This window comes from Vibrio ouci (genome assembly GCF_004551525.1).
In the GTDB taxonomy this organism is placed as follows: domain Bacteria; phylum Pseudomonadota; class Gammaproteobacteria; order Enterobacterales; family Vibrionaceae; genus Vibrio; species Vibrio ouci.
Genome location: NZ_SATR01000013.1, coordinates 68177 through 83457, shown reverse-complemented (window position 1 = coordinate 83457; position 15281 = coordinate 68177). Strand labels below are relative to the sequence as shown.

13 protein-coding genes and 1 other annotated feature are annotated in these 15281 nt (G+C 45.7%); of the genes, 5 read left to right on the top strand and 8 right to left on the bottom strand.

Annotated elements, in window-relative coordinates; genetic code table 11:
• The first annotated feature begins 7 nt into the window (after positions 1-7).
• Positions 8-886 carry a U32 family peptidase gene (locus tag ELS82_RS10480; RefSeq protein WP_167489294.1) on the top strand — a complete coding sequence of 293 codons (879 nt, stop codon included), beginning with the start codon at positions 8-10 and terminating at the stop codon, positions 884-886.
• Positions 887-941: 55 nt separating this feature from the next.
• Here ELS82_RS10480 and ELS82_RS10475 read toward each other — a convergent pair whose 3' ends face one another.
• The 5 genes from ELS82_RS10475 to rpsO form a co-directional block, all read right to left on the bottom strand.
• On the bottom strand, positions 942-2279 hold the full coding sequence (locus ELS82_RS10475; RefSeq protein WP_134835429.1) for an MATE family efflux transporter: 1338 nt from the start codon (positions 2277-2279) through the stop codon (positions 942-944).
• A 42-nt stretch (positions 2280-2321) separates the two neighbouring features.
• Positions 2322-2735, bottom strand: a complete 414-nt coding sequence (locus tag ELS82_RS10470; protein ID WP_134835428.1) for a MarR family winged helix-turn-helix transcriptional regulator — start codon at positions 2733-2735, stop codon at positions 2322-2324.
• 104 nt (positions 2736-2839) lie between these two features.
• Positions 2840-3757: a lipoprotein NlpI gene (gene nlpI, locus ELS82_RS10465; RefSeq protein WP_134835427.1), complete on the bottom strand. Its 918-nt coding sequence runs from the start codon at positions 3755-3757 to the stop codon at positions 2840-2842.
• A gap of 126 nt (positions 3758-3883) precedes the next feature.
• Positions 3884-6016 carry a polyribonucleotide nucleotidyltransferase gene (gene pnp, locus ELS82_RS10460; RefSeq protein WP_134835426.1) on the bottom strand — a complete coding sequence of 711 codons (2133 nt, stop codon included), beginning with the start codon at positions 6014-6016 and terminating at the stop codon, positions 3884-3886.
• 321 nt (positions 6017-6337) lie between these two features.
• Entirely contained in the window at positions 6338-6607 is a 270-nt protein-coding gene (gene rpsO, locus ELS82_RS10455) for a 30S ribosomal protein S15 (RefSeq protein ID WP_134835425.1), read from the bottom strand.
• A 276-nt stretch (positions 6608-6883) separates the two neighbouring features.
• On the opposite strand from rpsO, the gene mtnN reads away from it, so the two are divergent.
• From mtnN to ELS82_RS10435, 4 genes are all read left to right on the top strand, one after another.
• Positions 6884-7579 (top strand): 5'-methylthioadenosine/S-adenosylhomocysteine nucleosidase, encoded by a 696-nt coding sequence (gene mtnN, locus ELS82_RS10450; RefSeq protein WP_134835424.1) that lies wholly within the window; start codon positions 6884-6886, stop codon positions 7577-7579.
• A gap of 27 nt (positions 7580-7606) precedes the next feature.
• Positions 7607-8560 (top strand): cobalamin biosynthesis family protein, encoded by a 954-nt coding sequence (locus tag ELS82_RS10445; RefSeq protein ID WP_134835423.1) that lies wholly within the window; start codon positions 7607-7609, stop codon positions 8558-8560.
• A complete protein-coding gene (btuF, locus tag ELS82_RS10440; protein WP_134835422.1) occupies positions 8561-9382 on the top strand; it encodes a vitamin B12 ABC transporter substrate-binding protein BtuF in 822 nt (273 codons plus the stop codon).
• 72 nt (positions 9383-9454) lie between these two features.
• Positions 9455-10075 carry a TRIC cation channel family protein gene (locus tag ELS82_RS10435; RefSeq protein WP_134835421.1) on the top strand — a complete coding sequence of 207 codons (621 nt, stop codon included), beginning with the start codon at positions 9455-9457 and terminating at the stop codon, positions 10073-10075.
• 224 nt (positions 10076-10299) lie between these two features.
• Here ELS82_RS10435 and thrC read toward each other — a convergent pair whose 3' ends face one another.
• The 3 genes from thrC to thrA are packed head-to-tail and all read right to left on the bottom strand — an operon-like array spanning position 10300 to position 15012.
• Positions 10300-11583, bottom strand: coding sequence for a threonine synthase (gene thrC, locus ELS82_RS10430; protein ID WP_134835420.1), 1284 nt, complete (start codon positions 11581-11583; stop codon positions 10300-10302).
• The gene (gene thrB, locus ELS82_RS10425; protein ID WP_134835458.1) at positions 11580-12536 is read right to left on the bottom strand and encodes a homoserine kinase; all 957 of its coding nucleotides are present in this window, start codon (positions 12534-12536) and stop codon (positions 11580-11582) included. The genes thrC and thrB overlap by 4 nt, the downstream gene beginning before the upstream one ends.
• A 16-nt stretch (positions 12537-12552) precedes the next feature.
• Entirely contained in the window at positions 12553-15012 is a 2460-nt protein-coding gene (thrA, locus tag ELS82_RS10420; protein WP_134835419.1) for a bifunctional aspartate kinase/homoserine dehydrogenase I, read from the bottom strand.
• A 29-nt stretch (positions 15013-15041) separates the two neighbouring features.
• Positions 15042-15160, bottom strand: a sequence feature (Thr leader region).
• Positions 15161-15281: the final 121 nt, after the last annotated feature.

The window sequence follows — 15281 nt, the reverse complement described above, 5'->3', positions numbered from 1 at the left end:
AAACAACATGAAATATGCATTAGGCCCATTGCTTTACTTCTGGCCAAAGCAAGACGTCGAAGACTTTTACAACCAGGCGAAAAGTAGCTCTGCGGATATTATTTATCTGGGCGAAAGCGTTTGTTCTAAACGTCGAGAGATGAAGCCTGCCCATTGGTTCGATATTGCCAAAGAGCTCAGCAGCGCTGGTAAACAAGTTGTACTGTCTACTATGGCATTGCTTGAGGCACCAAGTGAAGTCAATGTGATGAAGAAATACATCAACAACGGTGACTTCGCAATTGAAGCAAACGATGTATCAGCAATTCAATTAGCCCATGAGCACAAGGTTCCTTTCGTCGTTGGCCCTGCGGTCAATACTTACAACGCACACACCTTGAACCTGTTTTTGAAACAAGGTATGACGCGCTGGTGTATGCCGGTTGAACTGTCACGTGAATGGCTAGGCAATGTGCTGACTCAATGTGATGAGTTGGGTATCAAAGGTAAGTTTGAAGTCGAAGTGTTTAGCCACGGTTACCTACCACTGGCGTACTCTGCTCGCTGCTTTACTGCTCGCGCTGAAAATAAAGCTAAAGATGACTGTGAGACGTGCTGCATTAAATACCCTACCGGTATCCAAGTAAGCAGTCAGGAAGGCCAAGAAGTGTTTAACCTGAACGGCATTCAGACTCAATCTGGTTATTGCTATAACCTTATCAATGATCTGCCAAGCATGAATGGTTTGGTTGATGTGGTTCGCCTTAGCCCGCTTGGTATCGATACTTTTTCACAAGTGGATAAGTTCCGCGCCAATGAAGATGGCAACAGTCCTTCGACCATCGAAAGTCGCCAGTGCAATGGCTATTGGCATCAACTTGCAGGCCTAGAAGTGAAAAATATCTAATCTCACTTCCTGCACATCAATACCAACAAAAAGGGGCTCTATGAGCCCCCTTTTTCTATGCGATAGCCTGCTCTGTTTGCGGCGCTTGGTAACGACGAATATCTTTGAGTAGCATAAAGATCACAACTGCACTCAAGGCAATGTTCGATAGCGGATACGCAATCCAGATCCCTGCGACACCAAATAGCTTGGGCATAATGTACAAGAAAGGTAACTGAACCAGCATATTACCCACAGTAACGAACATCGCTTTGCTGCCTTTATTGATCGCCTGGTAATACGCACCTGCGACCACTAAGAAGCCGTCTAAAAACAATGCAAACAAATGTAGGCGAATACCAAGCACAGTGTTTTCAATCAACTGGTTATCTGACGAGTTAAATACTGAGACAAATTCACGTGGGAACAAGTTGAGTAGTACAACGAAACCAACTCCAATCAAGATCGATGTCGTCATCGCCACTTTTAATAACTTACGGATATTATCTTGGTTACGCGCACCATGGTTGAAACTCACTAGTGGCTGCATACCATTAGCAACCCCTTCGACTGTCAGGTAGTAAACCGTGACGATATAGCCCAAAATCGCATACGCGCCAATAATCAACACATCGCCATATTGAGTAAACAGGCTGTTGTGCAGTGCAACCATCATTGAACCATAGGCATACATAAAGAAGCTTGAGGTACCAATGGCAAAAATCTGTGGTACAGCAGCAAGCTTCAGTTTGAACTCGCTGATCTTAAGTCGTAAGTTAGCTCTCGACGAGAAGAAATACGCTAAACCTAACGCAGTCACCACTGCCTGCGCTATCGCGGTTGCTACCGCCGCACCTGTAAGCTCCCAGCCCCATAGCGCAATCATGATGTAGTCCATCACAATATTCACCACAGCACCAACTACCATCAGCATAGTCGCTAAATTCGGACTATCATCATTACGCAGTAAGAACGGCATCGCGATGGAACCCAGAGTAAAGACACAAGCACCGATCAAGATATGCAGATACTGTAGCCCCAACTCGTAGACACGCCCTTCAGCGCCTTGCCAACGTAAAAAGTCGTCAGCAAATAGGAACAATCCACCAGCCACAATTGGCATCAACACTAACAGGAGTAACAGACCAGTAGTGAGGACTTGCTTAGCTCCGGCATTGTCCCCCTCCCCCTGACGGATAGAGACAAGCGCTCCGGTGCCGACACCGACCAACATACCTATGCCTAAGATCGAACCAATCACTGGCCAAGCGACATTAATTCCCGCTAGACCATCGGCGCCGACATAGCGGCCAATAAAGATTCCATCAACAACTTGGTATAAACCATTGACCAACATCGCTGCGACGGTGGGGATGGTGTATTTCCAGAACTGTTTATAGATTGAAGTTTGCATTCTCATCACCATTAGTTAGCAAGGCTAACTAAATAATTAAATTTAAGCTTTTAATGATTTCTCTAACAGCGATACCAATTGTTCGACTTCTTTAGCCGATAGTTTGGCATTCATCGCTTGGGCAATTTCCTTATAAACAACTTGCTCTAGGGATAAATCCTGAATCACTTTTTCCGTCAAAGTTACTCGCTTAGAACGTGCGTCTTCATTACAGGCGACTCTACGTACTAAGCCTTTCTTTTCTAGGCGCGCGACCATATTTGATGCCGATGGTTTGGTCACCTTCATCTCTTCCGCTAAGTCAGTAATCCTCATCCCTTCAGATGAAGTTTGGATCACTCTAAGGTAATCAAACTCATTAAAACTCAGCAGTGATAACGGATCTTCTTTGGCATAGACACGCCAAGCTTTAGAACAGAATCGTTCTAACTCAATCAAGTTCTTTTCTAAAGTCATGGATGTTACTTTTAGTTAGCAAGGCTAACTATTTTAGCCATAATCAAATTTTAGGCAATAAAAAAAACCGCTGAGAGCAGCGGTTTTCTTTTCGTTCATTTTAGTTACTGAGTGTTGTTAGCTTGCGCTTGTTTTGCTTTAGCTAAGTGCTCCGCTTTAACTTGATTGTAGATACGGCTCAATTCAAGGAAGGAATAACGGTGCTCAACATATTCGAATACGTTAAATGAGATCGCCAATTTATACAAAGAGATCGCGCTAGCGAAGTCTCCTTCGGCTTGGTAACGCTTACCTAAGTAGAAATACGCTTCTGTTAGGCGTTGAGCTAAAACCGTGTTGTCTCTTGTACCAGCAAGAATCGCTTTGAAGGCTTGCTCTTCAGTCACGTCACCTAAAGTGATCGCCACTAATACCCACCCCCATTGCTCATCGCGGTTCTGGTAGCTTTGCTCCAACTCTTGGCGTGCCAACTCAGGGGATTTTTCATGCTTAACGATATACAGCCACAGTGCTCTAAATGGATCGCTTGGATCTTGATCGTAATGTTTTTGGATATCTTCTAACGCAAGATCGATGCGATCGCCGTAATACAAAGCAATGGCTCGATTACGAGCAGCATAAGTATTACCTGGGGCTAATTCGAGAGTTGAATCAAATGCGTCATACGCAGCATCAAACTCACCCACTTGGGTAAAGTAGACACCAAGTAAATTGAACAGATCCGGCTGTGCAGGATTCAATGCCAGTGACTGGTTGTAGTCCAATCGAGCCAAATCACGCAAACCAACGCTGTCATAATAGTTACCGCGCTCATAAAGCATTTTTGCTCTAACATCATTCGATAAATCAGGGCGCGTTAGCAGCTGAGATAAACGAGCAATCTGAACTTCTTGCTGCACACTAGCCTGCAAAGGAACAGCCATTGGTGGGTATAGCCATTGAGCATTGTCATTGGAGGTTGAGGCACAACCGGCGGTGACTAATAGTGCAAGACTAATCGATGCTGTTCGAAACCATTTCACGTATAGGTACTCCTGTCACTGAGCAAAGTCTCAGTCTATCCACATTAAAAAAGGGAGCGTAATGCTCCCTTTATAACATGCTTTTAGCAAAATAGGCTAATTCACTCATAGCCTAAAATGGCTAAATTATGCGTCAGTTGCTGGCTTTTCTTCAGCAGCTGCTTCTTCTGTCTTTTCTACCGCTTCTTTCATGCTTAGACGAACACGGCCCTGACGGTCGATTTCAAGTACTTTAACTTGAACTTCTTGACCTTCAGCAAGGTAATCAGACACTTTCTCAACGCGCTTGTCAGCGATTTGAGAGATGTGTACTAGACCATCTTTACCAGGAAGAATAGTAACGAATGCACCGAAGTCAGCTAGACGAGCAACTTTACCTGTGTAGATACGGCCCACTTCAACTTCTGCAGTGATCTCTTCGATACGACGGATTGCTTCTTTCGCAGCTGTACCTTCAGTTGCAGCAATCTTGATTGTACCGTCGTCTTCGATTTCGATAGTTGTACCTGTCTCTTCAGTTAGAGCACGGATAACTGCACCACCTTTACCGATAACGTCTTTGATCTTCTCAGCGCTGATCTTCATTGTGTGAATACGCGGAGCGAACTCAGAGATATCATCACGAGCACCAGAAATCGCTTCATCCATTACAGATAGGATGTGCTTACGTGCACCTTGCGCTTGGTTAAGTGCAATTTGCATGATCTCTTTAGTGATACCTTCGATCTTGATATCCATCTGAAGTGCAGTGATACCGTCGTTAGTACCTGCTACTTTAAAGTCCATGTCACCTAGGTGGTCTTCGTCACCAAGGATGTCAGAAAGAACAACGAAGTCGTCGCCTTCTTTAACTAGACCCATTGCGATACCCGCAACAGAAGCTTTAATTGGAACACCAGCATCCATAAGTGCTAGAGAAGTACCACATACAGAAGCCATTGAAGAAGAACCGTTAGATTCTGTGATTTCTGATACTACACGTACTGTGTATGGGAACTCATCTACAGATGGCATTACTGCAGCAATACCACGCTTAGCTAGTTTACCGTGGCCGATTTCACGACGCTTAGGAGAACCTACAAAACCAGTTTCGCCTACACAGTATGGAGGGAAGTTGTAGTGTAGTAGGAAGTGATCTTTACGCTCACCTGTTAGCTCGTCGATGATTTGAGCATCGCGCTGCGTACCTAGAGTCGCAGTTACGATTGCCTGAGTTTCACCACGAGTGAATAGTGAAGAACCGTGCGTACGTGGAAGAACGCCAGTACGTACATCAAGCGCACGAACCATGTCTTTTTCACGACCATCGATACGTGGGTTACCCGCGATGATGCTACGACGAACAACTGTCTTCTCTAGATCGTGGAAGATAGTGTGAATTTCTTTTGTATTTGCTTCTAGATCTTCAGCAAGTAGTACTTCGTTTACTTCTGCAGCAATCGTGTGAATACGGTCGTAACGAGCCATCTTCTCAGTGATTTGGTAAGCTTCTACAAGCTTAGCTTCTGCTAGTTCAGCAATCTTAGTTATCAGTGCAGTGTTCTCTTCAGGAGCAACCCAACCCCAAGCTGGAGTCGCTACTTCAGCTGCGAATTCGTTGATTGCAGAGATAACAGCTTGCTGTTGATCGTGACCGAATACTACTGCAGAAAGCATCTCTTCTTCTGTTAGGTTGTCTGCTTCAGACTCAACCATAAGAACAGCGCCTTCAGTACCAGCAACAACTAGGTCAAGCTTAGACGTTGCTAGCTCAGTGTTGCTTGGGTTCAGTACTAGCTGACCATCAACGTGACCAACACGTGCTGCACCGATAGGACCGTTGAACGGGATACCAGAGATAGCAAGAGCAGCAGACGTACCGATCATTGTTACGATGTCTGGTTGAACGTCAGGGTTTACAGACATAACTGTCGCGATAACCTGAACTTCGTTTTTGAATGCATCCGGGAATAGAGGGCGAATTGGACGGTCGATTAGACGAGCAGTCAGTGTTTCACCTTCAGAAGGACGACCTTCACGCTTGAAGAAGCCACCAGGGATTTTACCTGCAGCGTAAGTACGCTCTTGGTAGTTAACTGTTAGAGGGAAGAAGTCTTGGCCTTCTACCGCTTCTTTTTTACCAACTACAGATACGAATACTGATGTATCGTCCATAGTAACCATAACTGCTGCAGTAGCTTGACGTGCAATAACGCCAGTTTCTAGAGTAACTGTGTGGTTACCGTACTGGAACGTTTTAACAACTGGTTTTTCGAACATGGAAATTCCTTGTTTCTCAGCCATCTATCATTCGATAGTGCTCAGATGATATTGATTGAAACTCAAGGCATTACAAATCGCGACTAGTGAAAATGAACTGTTATTTGGGGAGTTCACTTTGAATAGTCGCGACCTTTTGGTCGACGTGGTTGACTGCAATGCTATGAGTAATTACGTAGAAAATCCCAATTAGGGATTTTTACCGTGCGTAGTATAACGGTATAAAAGTGATTTGGCTAAGCTATAGCAATGAAAATAAGTAACGGGCAACAAAAAAGGGGCTTAAAGCCCCTTTCTAACAAACTGCTATGCAGTCGCTAATTAGCGACGTAGACCTAGACGTTTGATTAGCTCTTGGTAACGACCAAGATCTTTACCTTTAAGGTAGTCTAGAAGCTTACGACGGCTAGAAACCATACGTAGAAGACCACGACGGCTGTGGTGATCGCCTTTGTGTGCTTTGAAGTGACCTTGTAGGTGGTTGATAGAAGCTGTAAGTAGAGCTACTTGAACTTCTGGTGAACCAGTATCGCCTTCAGCACGTGCGTATTCTGCAACGATTGCTGCTTTAGTTTCTGCGTTCAGAGACATAATTCTCTCCTAAATAAGAGTAAGTTAAACATTGTGCCAGCCAATCTCTGATTCAGCCGACACGAGGAGCGCGAATTATATGGGATGTCTAGAAGTTAAGCAATAGCTATTTGCACGCTTCGCGTGGGAGGATATGGATGTGGGATGCGAGAACGGACTTCGTCAGTCTAGGGAATGACAAAGGTAGGTTCGAAGGGCGCTGCCCGTTCCTATCTTTGCCTTTTCTGTTACACTTAGGCCAACAAAACCTACCTATTTGAATAAACAGGATTCTCTATGAAAATCGGCATCATTGGTGCAATGGAGCAAGAAGTTTCCATTCTTAAACAAGCAATTGAAAACCGTACAGAAGTTAGCAAAGCAGGTTGTACTTACTTCTCAGGTCAGATCAACGGTGTTGAGGTGGTTTTGCTTCAATCAGGTATTGGTAAAGTAGCGGCAGCTGTGGGTACAACAATCCTACTTGATGAGTACCAGCCAGACGTAGTGATAAACACAGGTTCAGCAGGCGGCTTTGATTCAAGTCTAAACGTTGGTGATGTAGTTATTTCAACCGAAGTTCGTCACCACGATGCTGACGTAACCGCTTTTGGTTATGAGATCGGTCAAATGGCACAACAGCCAGCCGCGTTCATCGCAGACGAAAAGCTAATGGATGTCGCTGAAAAAGCCCTAGCGAAAATGAAAGATACTCATGCAGTGCGTGGCCTAATTTGTACAGGTGATGCCTTCATTGCGAGCGCAGAACGCCAAGCATTTATTCGCCAGAACTTCCCTTCTGTTGTTGCTGTCGAGATGGAGGCCTCAGCTATTGCTCAAACCTGTCATCAATTCAAAGTCCCATTTGTCGTTGTACGCGCTATCTCAGACGTTGCTGACAAAGAAGCAGGCATGACCTTCGATGAATTCCTACCGCTAGCGGCTAAGAGCTCATCAGAGATGGTGATTAAAATAGTTGATCTTCTGAAATAAGCCTTTGTAAGGAAAACAAGCGATATCATGGAAGATATATTCAATCACTTTTACGCAAATGGAGCGCTCCTAGTATTATGGGGCGCTCTGTTGTTTCACCTCATTCTTCCTTTCCCCCGCGAAGCGCATCCCGCAATACTTTGGCATAAATTTGCCGAGCAGTTGGCAGATAAAGTTAATAACAATAGCAATTACTCGCAAAGCATCATTTCAGGCACTTTAGCTTGGTTATTGATGCTACTGCCTATGCTAATAGTGTTGATCGCACTCAAGCCACTGGTATGGCAACCTCAACTGTTCGAGCTAGCTTTTTTATTACTCGCAATTGACTGGCGCAATACCGATAAATTCACTGCACAATTTGTCGCGGCGTTGGCTCGTGAAGATAAAGAGCACGCCAAAATGTTGATCAAGCCCATCGTCAATCGCTCAACCTCCTCTCTTTCATTATTAGGGCTGGGTAAAGCGGGCTCAGAAACGTTGATCATGTCTTACGGTCGTAATGTGGTTGGAGTGCTGTTTTGGTACGCCATTGGTGGCGGCATCGGCGCTTTTCTATATCGAATGAGTGTTGAACTTGCCCGGGCTTGGTCTCCATCAAGACAACAGTTTTCCCCATTTGGCATTCCGGCCGTACGCGCGGTAGCTGTATTAGATTTTATCCCGATGCGTCTGTTTGCCATCATGATTGCTATTGGCCATCGAGCAAAACAAACCGCGCAGCTTATCTCGCAGCAAGCCAAATCTTGGCCGCTACCTGGGCCAGCATGGCTATTGGTTTCCGTTGGCGCGAAGCTGGAACTATCTCTAGGTGGTCCCGCCATCTATGACAAGCACAAAGCGGTCAGAGCTAAACTAGGCGGACGCATTGCGCCATCGGCTATTCATGTTGCCCAAGTGCAGAAATTGCTCGCCTGGCGTATGTTCGCTTGGATTGTAATTCAAAGCCTTATTATGGGCCTCATCTACCAAGGATTTTAAATGCGACGCTACCTTTTCGCCCTAACAACCATCGCTATTTCAACCGCTCATGCAGCCACGGTTGAAAAGGTCGTAAGCCTTGCACCACACGCAACAGAAATCGCTTTTGCCGCAGGGCTTGGCGATAAACTGGTCGCGGTCAGTGAGCGCAGTGATTATCCTGAGCAAGCTAAAAACATCGAGAAGGTGTCCAACTACCAAGGAATCAAAATTGAGCGCATCATTGCTCTGCAACCTGATTTAATCATTGCTTGGCCAGCAGGTAACCCAATCGGCGAACTCAAAAAACTCGAGCAGTTTGGCTTTGAGATCTATTACTCTCAGACCAACTCACTGGCAGATATTGCGAACAATATTGAACAGCTCAGCCAATACTCTGACGACCCTAGTGTTGGTAAACAAGCAGCAAACGACTTCAGACAGAGCTTAAAAGACCTAAAAGCTAAGTATCAAACTGATATCCCAGTACGCTACTTCTATCAGCTTAGTGAGCAGCCGATTATCACCCTAGCCAAAGGAAAGTGGCCGAGCGAAGTGTTTAGCTTCTGTGGCGGTGAAAACATTTTTGAGCATAGCGCAGCGCCTTACCCGCAGGTCGGCATGGAACAAGTGATCATCCAAAACCCTGATGTTATCTTCACCTCTGAGCATACCATCGAAAATGGCAATATGTGGCAAAAATGGCGCGAGCAATTATCAGCGGTGCAAAGCAACCATATCTGGTCACTCAATTCCGATTGGATTAACCGCCCCACTCCGCGAACACTTAACGCGATTGAGCAAGTTTGTGAGCATTTCGAGACCACAAGGGAAAAACGCTAACGTTTAACTACAAGATCTCGTACAATTCCTCCTCACTTCTTGTTCCCATATTTAGTAAGAGATTTTAGTAACATGGATTCCATGCTGCTTTACGTTATCGACTTGTTCGGTACGGCAATTTTTGCCATTTCAGGTGTCCTGCTTGCAGGCCGATTAAAAATGGATCCTTTTGGAGTTGCCGTCTTGGGCAGTGTGACTGCCATTGGTGGTGGCACCATTCGCGATATGGCATTAGGGGCTACCCCCGTCTTTTGGATCACCGACACCAATTACCTGTGGACGATTCTCATCACTTGCTTGCTGACAATGATTATTGTTAGACGACCAAAGCGTCTCGCTTGGTGGATCCTGCCTGTTTGCGATGCGATTGGCTTAGCGGTATTTGTTGGTATCGGTGTAGAGAAAACCATGGCTTACCAAGACTCTGCTTTAGTCGCAATCATCATGGGTGTGATTACTGGCTGTGGCGGCGGCATCATTCGTGATGTTCTCGCTCGAGAAGTGCCGATGGTACTGAGAAGTGAAGTCTACGCGACCGCCTGTATCATTGGTGGTGTCTTTCATACTACGGCCCTGGCGATGGGCTGCGACAGCGATACCGCCTTCTTAGCTGGCGTATTTTCGACTCTGTTGATTCGCTTGGGTGCGATACGTTGGCACTTATCACTGCCTACTTTTGCACTGAACCGTTAAACAAGAGTTGTTGGAGGGTTGGCACAATGCCAACCCTTTAATTTTAGAGTCATCCTCAAGAGTGAGGCACGAACGAATTGGGGATCTCTTAAAGCAAGTCGAATACATTTGGAGATTCCCTACTCGCTCCTTCGTCACTCTATGGAATGACTATTAAGTAACTAGCCACAAAAACAAAAAAAAGGTCACCGAGGTGACCTTTTTAGTATTCAAATCTAGGCAAGTTATTTCTGCACTCGACGTAACACTTCTTTTAGTAAGTCAAAGTCATTGGCTAGATCTTCAGATAGCAACTCCATCGCTGCATGCTTAGCAAGCGGCGCTGGCAAGTCGATGTCTGAACCTAGAACCTCATCAACCACTTCTTTGAACTTCGCTGGGTGCGCAGTACATAGGAACAGACCTGTTTCGCCTTCTTGAAGCTGCTCATCAAGCAAGCGGTATGCAATCGCGCCATGCGGCTCACATAGGTAACCTTGTGCTTTAAGGTCACGTACCGACTCAGCACTTTGCTCGTCAGACACTTTACCTTTACCTAGCGTATCTAAGCCCCAACCTTTCAGCTGGCATAGTTCTTCGATACGAGGCCAGTTATTTGGCTGACTTACATCCATCGCGTTCGATGTTGTTGCAACGGTTGGTTTTGGATCCCACTTACCTGTTTCTAGGTAGCGAGGTACCGTGTCATTTTCATTGGTTGCCGCAATAAAGCGCTTAATTGGTAAACCTAGTGCTTTTGCTAGCAAGCCTGCCGTTAGGTTACCGAAGTTACCACTTGGTACCGATACAACTAGGTTTTCACGCTCTTCTTTGCTTAGCTGAGACGCAGCCTCAAAGTAGTAACAAATCTGCGCCATTAGACGTGAGATATTGATTGAGTTTGCTGAGTTCAGACCGATTTCTTCACGTAGCGCGGCATCATCAAATGCTTGCTTCACTAGCGCCTGACACGCATCAAAGTCGCCATCAATCGCAACTGTGTGGATGTTATTACCTAGTGTACAGAATAGCTTTTCTTGCAACGGGCTGATTTTGCCTTTCGGGTAAAGGATAACAACGTTGATGTCTTCCATGCCGTAGAAGGCATGCGCAACTGCAGCGCCAGTATCACCAGATGTTGCGGTCAAGATAGTGATTTTCCCACCATCAGAAACGGCTGCTAAAGACTGAGCCATAAAACGGCCACCAAAGTCTTTAAACGCCAGCGTTGGACCATGGAATAGTTCTAACGCGTAAACGCCATCTTTAACCTTGTTAATTGGTGCAGGGAATTGGAACGCTGCATCAACCATTGAATTTACTTTTTCTTCCGCCAGCTCATCGCCGATCAGTGCTGATAAGATTTTGGTACTACGTGAAACAAAATCTTCTGCAAGTAGCGCATCAATATCATCAAACTTAGGCAGTTCTTGCGGGAAAAATAGACCTTGATTGCGGCCTAGACCTTGGCGTACGGCTTGGCCAAAGGAAACTTGTTCGTCATTTTCTTTTATGTTGTACAGCTTCATAGCTCACTTCCTGTTACGTTCGAACCTTGTTTGTTCAGGCGACAAACATGGACGAATCCTTCTTCATTTTGTACGTAGTTTTGTTCGAGCCAACGAGCGACACGCTCAGCGACATCTTTATCTTTACAAATACTAAATAGTGTTGGGCCACTACCAGAAATGCCGGTAGCTAAAGCGCCTGCGGTTGCCGCATACTGACGAGCATCGGCAAACCCAGGTAGCAGTTTCGCACGATATGGTTCAGCGATCACGTCTTTGATCATTTTTGCCGCTAGCTCTGGCTGATTCGAATGACACGCATGAATAAAGCCCGCTAAATGACGACCATGAGCAATGATATCCTGACGACGGTACTGAGATGGTAGGATCTCTCTTGCTTCAGCTGTCGAGACTTTGATGCCTGGATAAGCCATTACCCAATACCAATCATCAAAACATGGTACTTCTTGGCTGATGATGCCTAGCTCTTCCAACATCAATTGCACACCGCCTAAGTAACACGGTGCAACGTTGTCGTAATGCACACCACCAGAAATCTGCCCTTCCATTTCACCCATCAGGGCCAGAAGCTCAGTCTCATCAAGTGGTTCACCATGGAAGCGGTTTAGCGCATCTAATGCCGCGACTATCGAACAGGCACTTGAACCTAGGCCCGAACCGATAGGCATGTTTTTCTCAAGAGTCATTTCAAGAGGAAGTAGAGCTTCCCCTTTCTTTTCTAATTCACGAGCGAAAACACGCCAACAGTCATAAACGATGTTCTCTTTCGGATTTTCAGGCAGCTTTGCAACAAAGCTACCAGCAGTCTTTAGCGAAAAAGGCTCACTGCCTGCTTTCACTTGAACTCGGTCACCGAGTAAGGTGCCATCAACTGGGGACACAGCCGCCCCCAGCACATCAAAACCCACACTGACATTTCCGATTGATGCTGGAGCGTAAACCACTACATCCATACCACGACTCATATGTTTATACTCCTAGCTTCCAACCTAATGTACGCATCACGTCTGAGAAGACACCTGCTGCCGTTACTTCTGTACCCGCACCGTAACCACGCAAAACGAGCGGAATTGGTTGGTAGTAGCGGCTAAAGAATGCCAGCGCGTTCTCGCCATCTTTAATCTTGAACATAGGGTCATTTTCATCAACCGCAGCAACACTCACTCGGCACTGACCATCAGCGATTTCACCGACATAACGCAGTACTTTACCTTCTTCTGCCGCTTTAGCAGATTGCTCTTTAAAGTAAGCATCAGCTTCAGGTAGGCGAGCCATAAACTCTTCGATAGAACCTGAGTCATCAAAGCCCGGTGGCAGAGCTTGGTCAACGATCACATCTTCAAGCTCTAAGTTCATTCCTGCTTCACGCGCAAGGATCAGCAGCTTACGCGCCACGTCCATACCTGATAGATCATCACGAGGATCTGGCTCGGTAAAGCCGTTATCTTTAGCGATATTTGTCGCTTGGCTAAGCGTCATACCTTCATCAAGCTTACCGAAAATGTAAGATAGCGAGCCCGATAAAATACCGGTAAAGCGCTCTAGTTCATCACCTGCTGCAATAAGATTCTGTAGGTTCTCAATAACAGGCAGACCTGCACCTACTGTCGTTTCATACATAAGTTTACGGCGAGAGCTACGCGCAACATCACGCAGTTGGTGGTAGTAGGCCATGCTAGCAGTATTGGCTTTCTTGTTTGGTGTAACAACGTGGAAGCCAGCCGCTAAGAAGTCTGCATATTGGTTAGCGATAACTTCGCTTGATGTACAGTCAACCAATACTGGGTTAATGATATGGTTGCGTTGAACCAAAGAGATAAGACGCGCTAGGCTGAACTCTTCTGAAGCATCGTTCATACGGTCACGCCAATGGTCTAAAGGCAGACCTTCGCTATCCAGCAACAGACCTTTGCTATTCGCTAGACCACAAACACGTAGCACAATGCCTTTCTCTGCCAGTTTCGCTTGCTGACGTTGAATCTGATCGACCAACTCACCGCCAACGCCGCCAACACCAACAACGAACACATCAAGGAAATGTTTCGAGTTGAATAGGTTCTCGTGACACGCTTTGATCGCTTCAGAAATCTTATCTTCTGGGATAACCGCTGAGATAGCACGCTCTGATGAGCCTTGAGCAATTGCGACAATGTTAACGTTCACTTCTGCAAGAGATGAGAAGAACTGCGAAGCAACGCCGCGAGACGTACGCATGCCGTCACCAACAAGAGTGACAATAGCCACATCGCTAATAAACTCTACTGGCTCTAGTAGACCGTCTTTCAGTTCCAGTTCGAATGTATCTGTTAGCGCTTGCTCTGCTAGAGCCTTATCTTGCGCTTCAATACAGAAGCTGATGCTGTATTCAGAGGATGACTGAGTGATCAGTACAATTGATACGCCTGCTGATGACATCGCGCCGAATACACGGCTCGCCATGCCTACCATGCCTTTCATACCCGGACCAGAGACATTAACCATTGTCAGATCACTTAGGGTCGTAATCCCTTTAATAGCCAGCTTATCTTCGCCAGTATCTTGGCCAATCAGCGTGCCAGCACCTTGAGGGTTGAAACTGTTCTTGATCAGACAAGGAATGTGGAACTGGGCAATAGGTGCGATGGTTTTAGGGTGAAGAACTGACGCACCAAAGTAAGAGAGCTCCATCGCTTCTTGGTAACTCAGTGATTTTAATAGACGTGCGTCATCGACTAGGCGTGGGTCACAGTTATAGACACCATCAACGTCCGTCCAAATTTCACAGCAATCAGCGCGTAGACAAGCTGCGAGTACGGCTGCAGAGTAATCTGAACCATTACGACCAAGCGTAACTAACTCGCCAGCTTCATTACCCGCGGTAAAGCCCGGCATGATATTAACATGACCTTGAGGAAGAGGATTTTGACGGAAGTTCTGAGTCGATACTTCAACATCGACCATCGCCTCTAAATGCTCTCCACGAGCAAACAGGTATTGGATAGGGTCGATTAAGCTTGCCGCTTGACCTTTTGCTTCTAAAACCGCTTTCATTAGCTGGATAGAAACACGTTCACCCTTACTAATGATACGCGCGTTGACGTTGTCTGGACACATACCAAGCAGGTTGATGCCATGAACAAACTGACGCAGTTGAGTTAGAGAGGTTTTAACTTGGTTGTCATAACCACTGCCATCTACATTAGGCAGTACTTGCTTAATATCTTGGAATAGATCGCGGAAAGAATCTTCTAGCTCAGCAATTTGCAGCTCAGCTTCACCATTTTTCAGCGCACCTTCGATCACTGAAACTAACTTGTTTGTGGTTTTTCCAGGTGCTGAAAGCACGACTGCCACTTCTTCTTGCTGTGCATTATTAGCAATGATATCTGCTGCTCGTAAAAAACGGTCAGCATCAGCTAATGATGAACCTCCAAACTTTAAAACTCGCATCCCTTCCTCCAAAATGTTTTAAATCGGCATAAAAAAAGGCCTGTATCTTGTTGGATACAGGCCTTTTTTTGAATTTCTTTCGCTTAGCAGCCTGCCCCAACAATTGCGATGTCGGTAATAATAATGGTTGTGGTCATTACTAGGCTTTGGTGCTGCATACTTTATTTATCTTCACGATGTGTTTGCTTACCCATACGTTTAACCTATTTTTCATCCTTGCGTCAATGAAAAGTTACTATTTTTTGTTCACACTCCGTTTTACTCGCATT

What these genes read in the sequence shown, in the direction of transcription:
- thrB (WP_134835458.1), bottom strand. Translation starts at nt 12,536, where the DNA reads ATGGATGTAGTGGTTTACGCTCCAGCATCAATCGGAAATGTCAGTGTG.
- ELS82_RS10470 (WP_134835428.1), bottom strand. Translation starts at nt 2,735, where the DNA reads ATGACTTTAGAAAAGAACTTGATTGAGTTAGAACGATTCTGTTCTAAA.
- rpsO (WP_134835425.1), bottom strand. Translation starts at nt 6,607, where the DNA reads ATGTCTCTGAACGCAGAAACTAAAGCAGCAATCGTTGCAGAATACGCA.
- ELS82_RS10480 (WP_167489294.1), top strand. Translation starts at nt 8, where the DNA reads ATGAAATATGCATTAGGCCCATTGCTTTACTTCTGGCCAAAGCAAGAC.
- pnp (WP_134835426.1), bottom strand. Translation starts at nt 6,016, where the DNA reads ATGTTCGAAAAACCAGTTGTTAAAACGTTCCAGTACGGTAACCACACA.
- ELS82_RS10435 (WP_134835421.1), top strand. Translation starts at nt 9,455, where the DNA reads ATGGATTCCATGCTGCTTTACGTTATCGACTTGTTCGGTACGGCAATT.
- ELS82_RS10445 (WP_134835423.1), top strand. Translation starts at nt 7,607, where the DNA reads ATGGAAGATATATTCAATCACTTTTACGCAAATGGAGCGCTCCTAGTA.
- btuF (WP_134835422.1), top strand. Translation starts at nt 8,561, where the DNA reads ATGCGACGCTACCTTTTCGCCCTAACAACCATCGCTATTTCAACCGCT.
- thrC (WP_134835420.1), bottom strand. Translation starts at nt 11,583, where the DNA reads ATGAAGCTGTACAACATAAAAGAAAATGACGAACAAGTTTCCTTTGGC.
- mtnN (WP_134835424.1), top strand. Translation starts at nt 6,884, where the DNA reads ATGAAAATCGGCATCATTGGTGCAATGGAGCAAGAAGTTTCCATTCTT.
- thrA (WP_134835419.1), bottom strand. Translation starts at nt 15,012, where the DNA reads ATGCGAGTTTTAAAGTTTGGAGGTTCATCATTAGCTGATGCTGACCGT.
- ELS82_RS10475 (WP_134835429.1), bottom strand. Translation starts at nt 2,279, where the DNA reads ATGCAAACTTCAATCTATAAACAGTTCTGGAAATACACCATCCCCACC.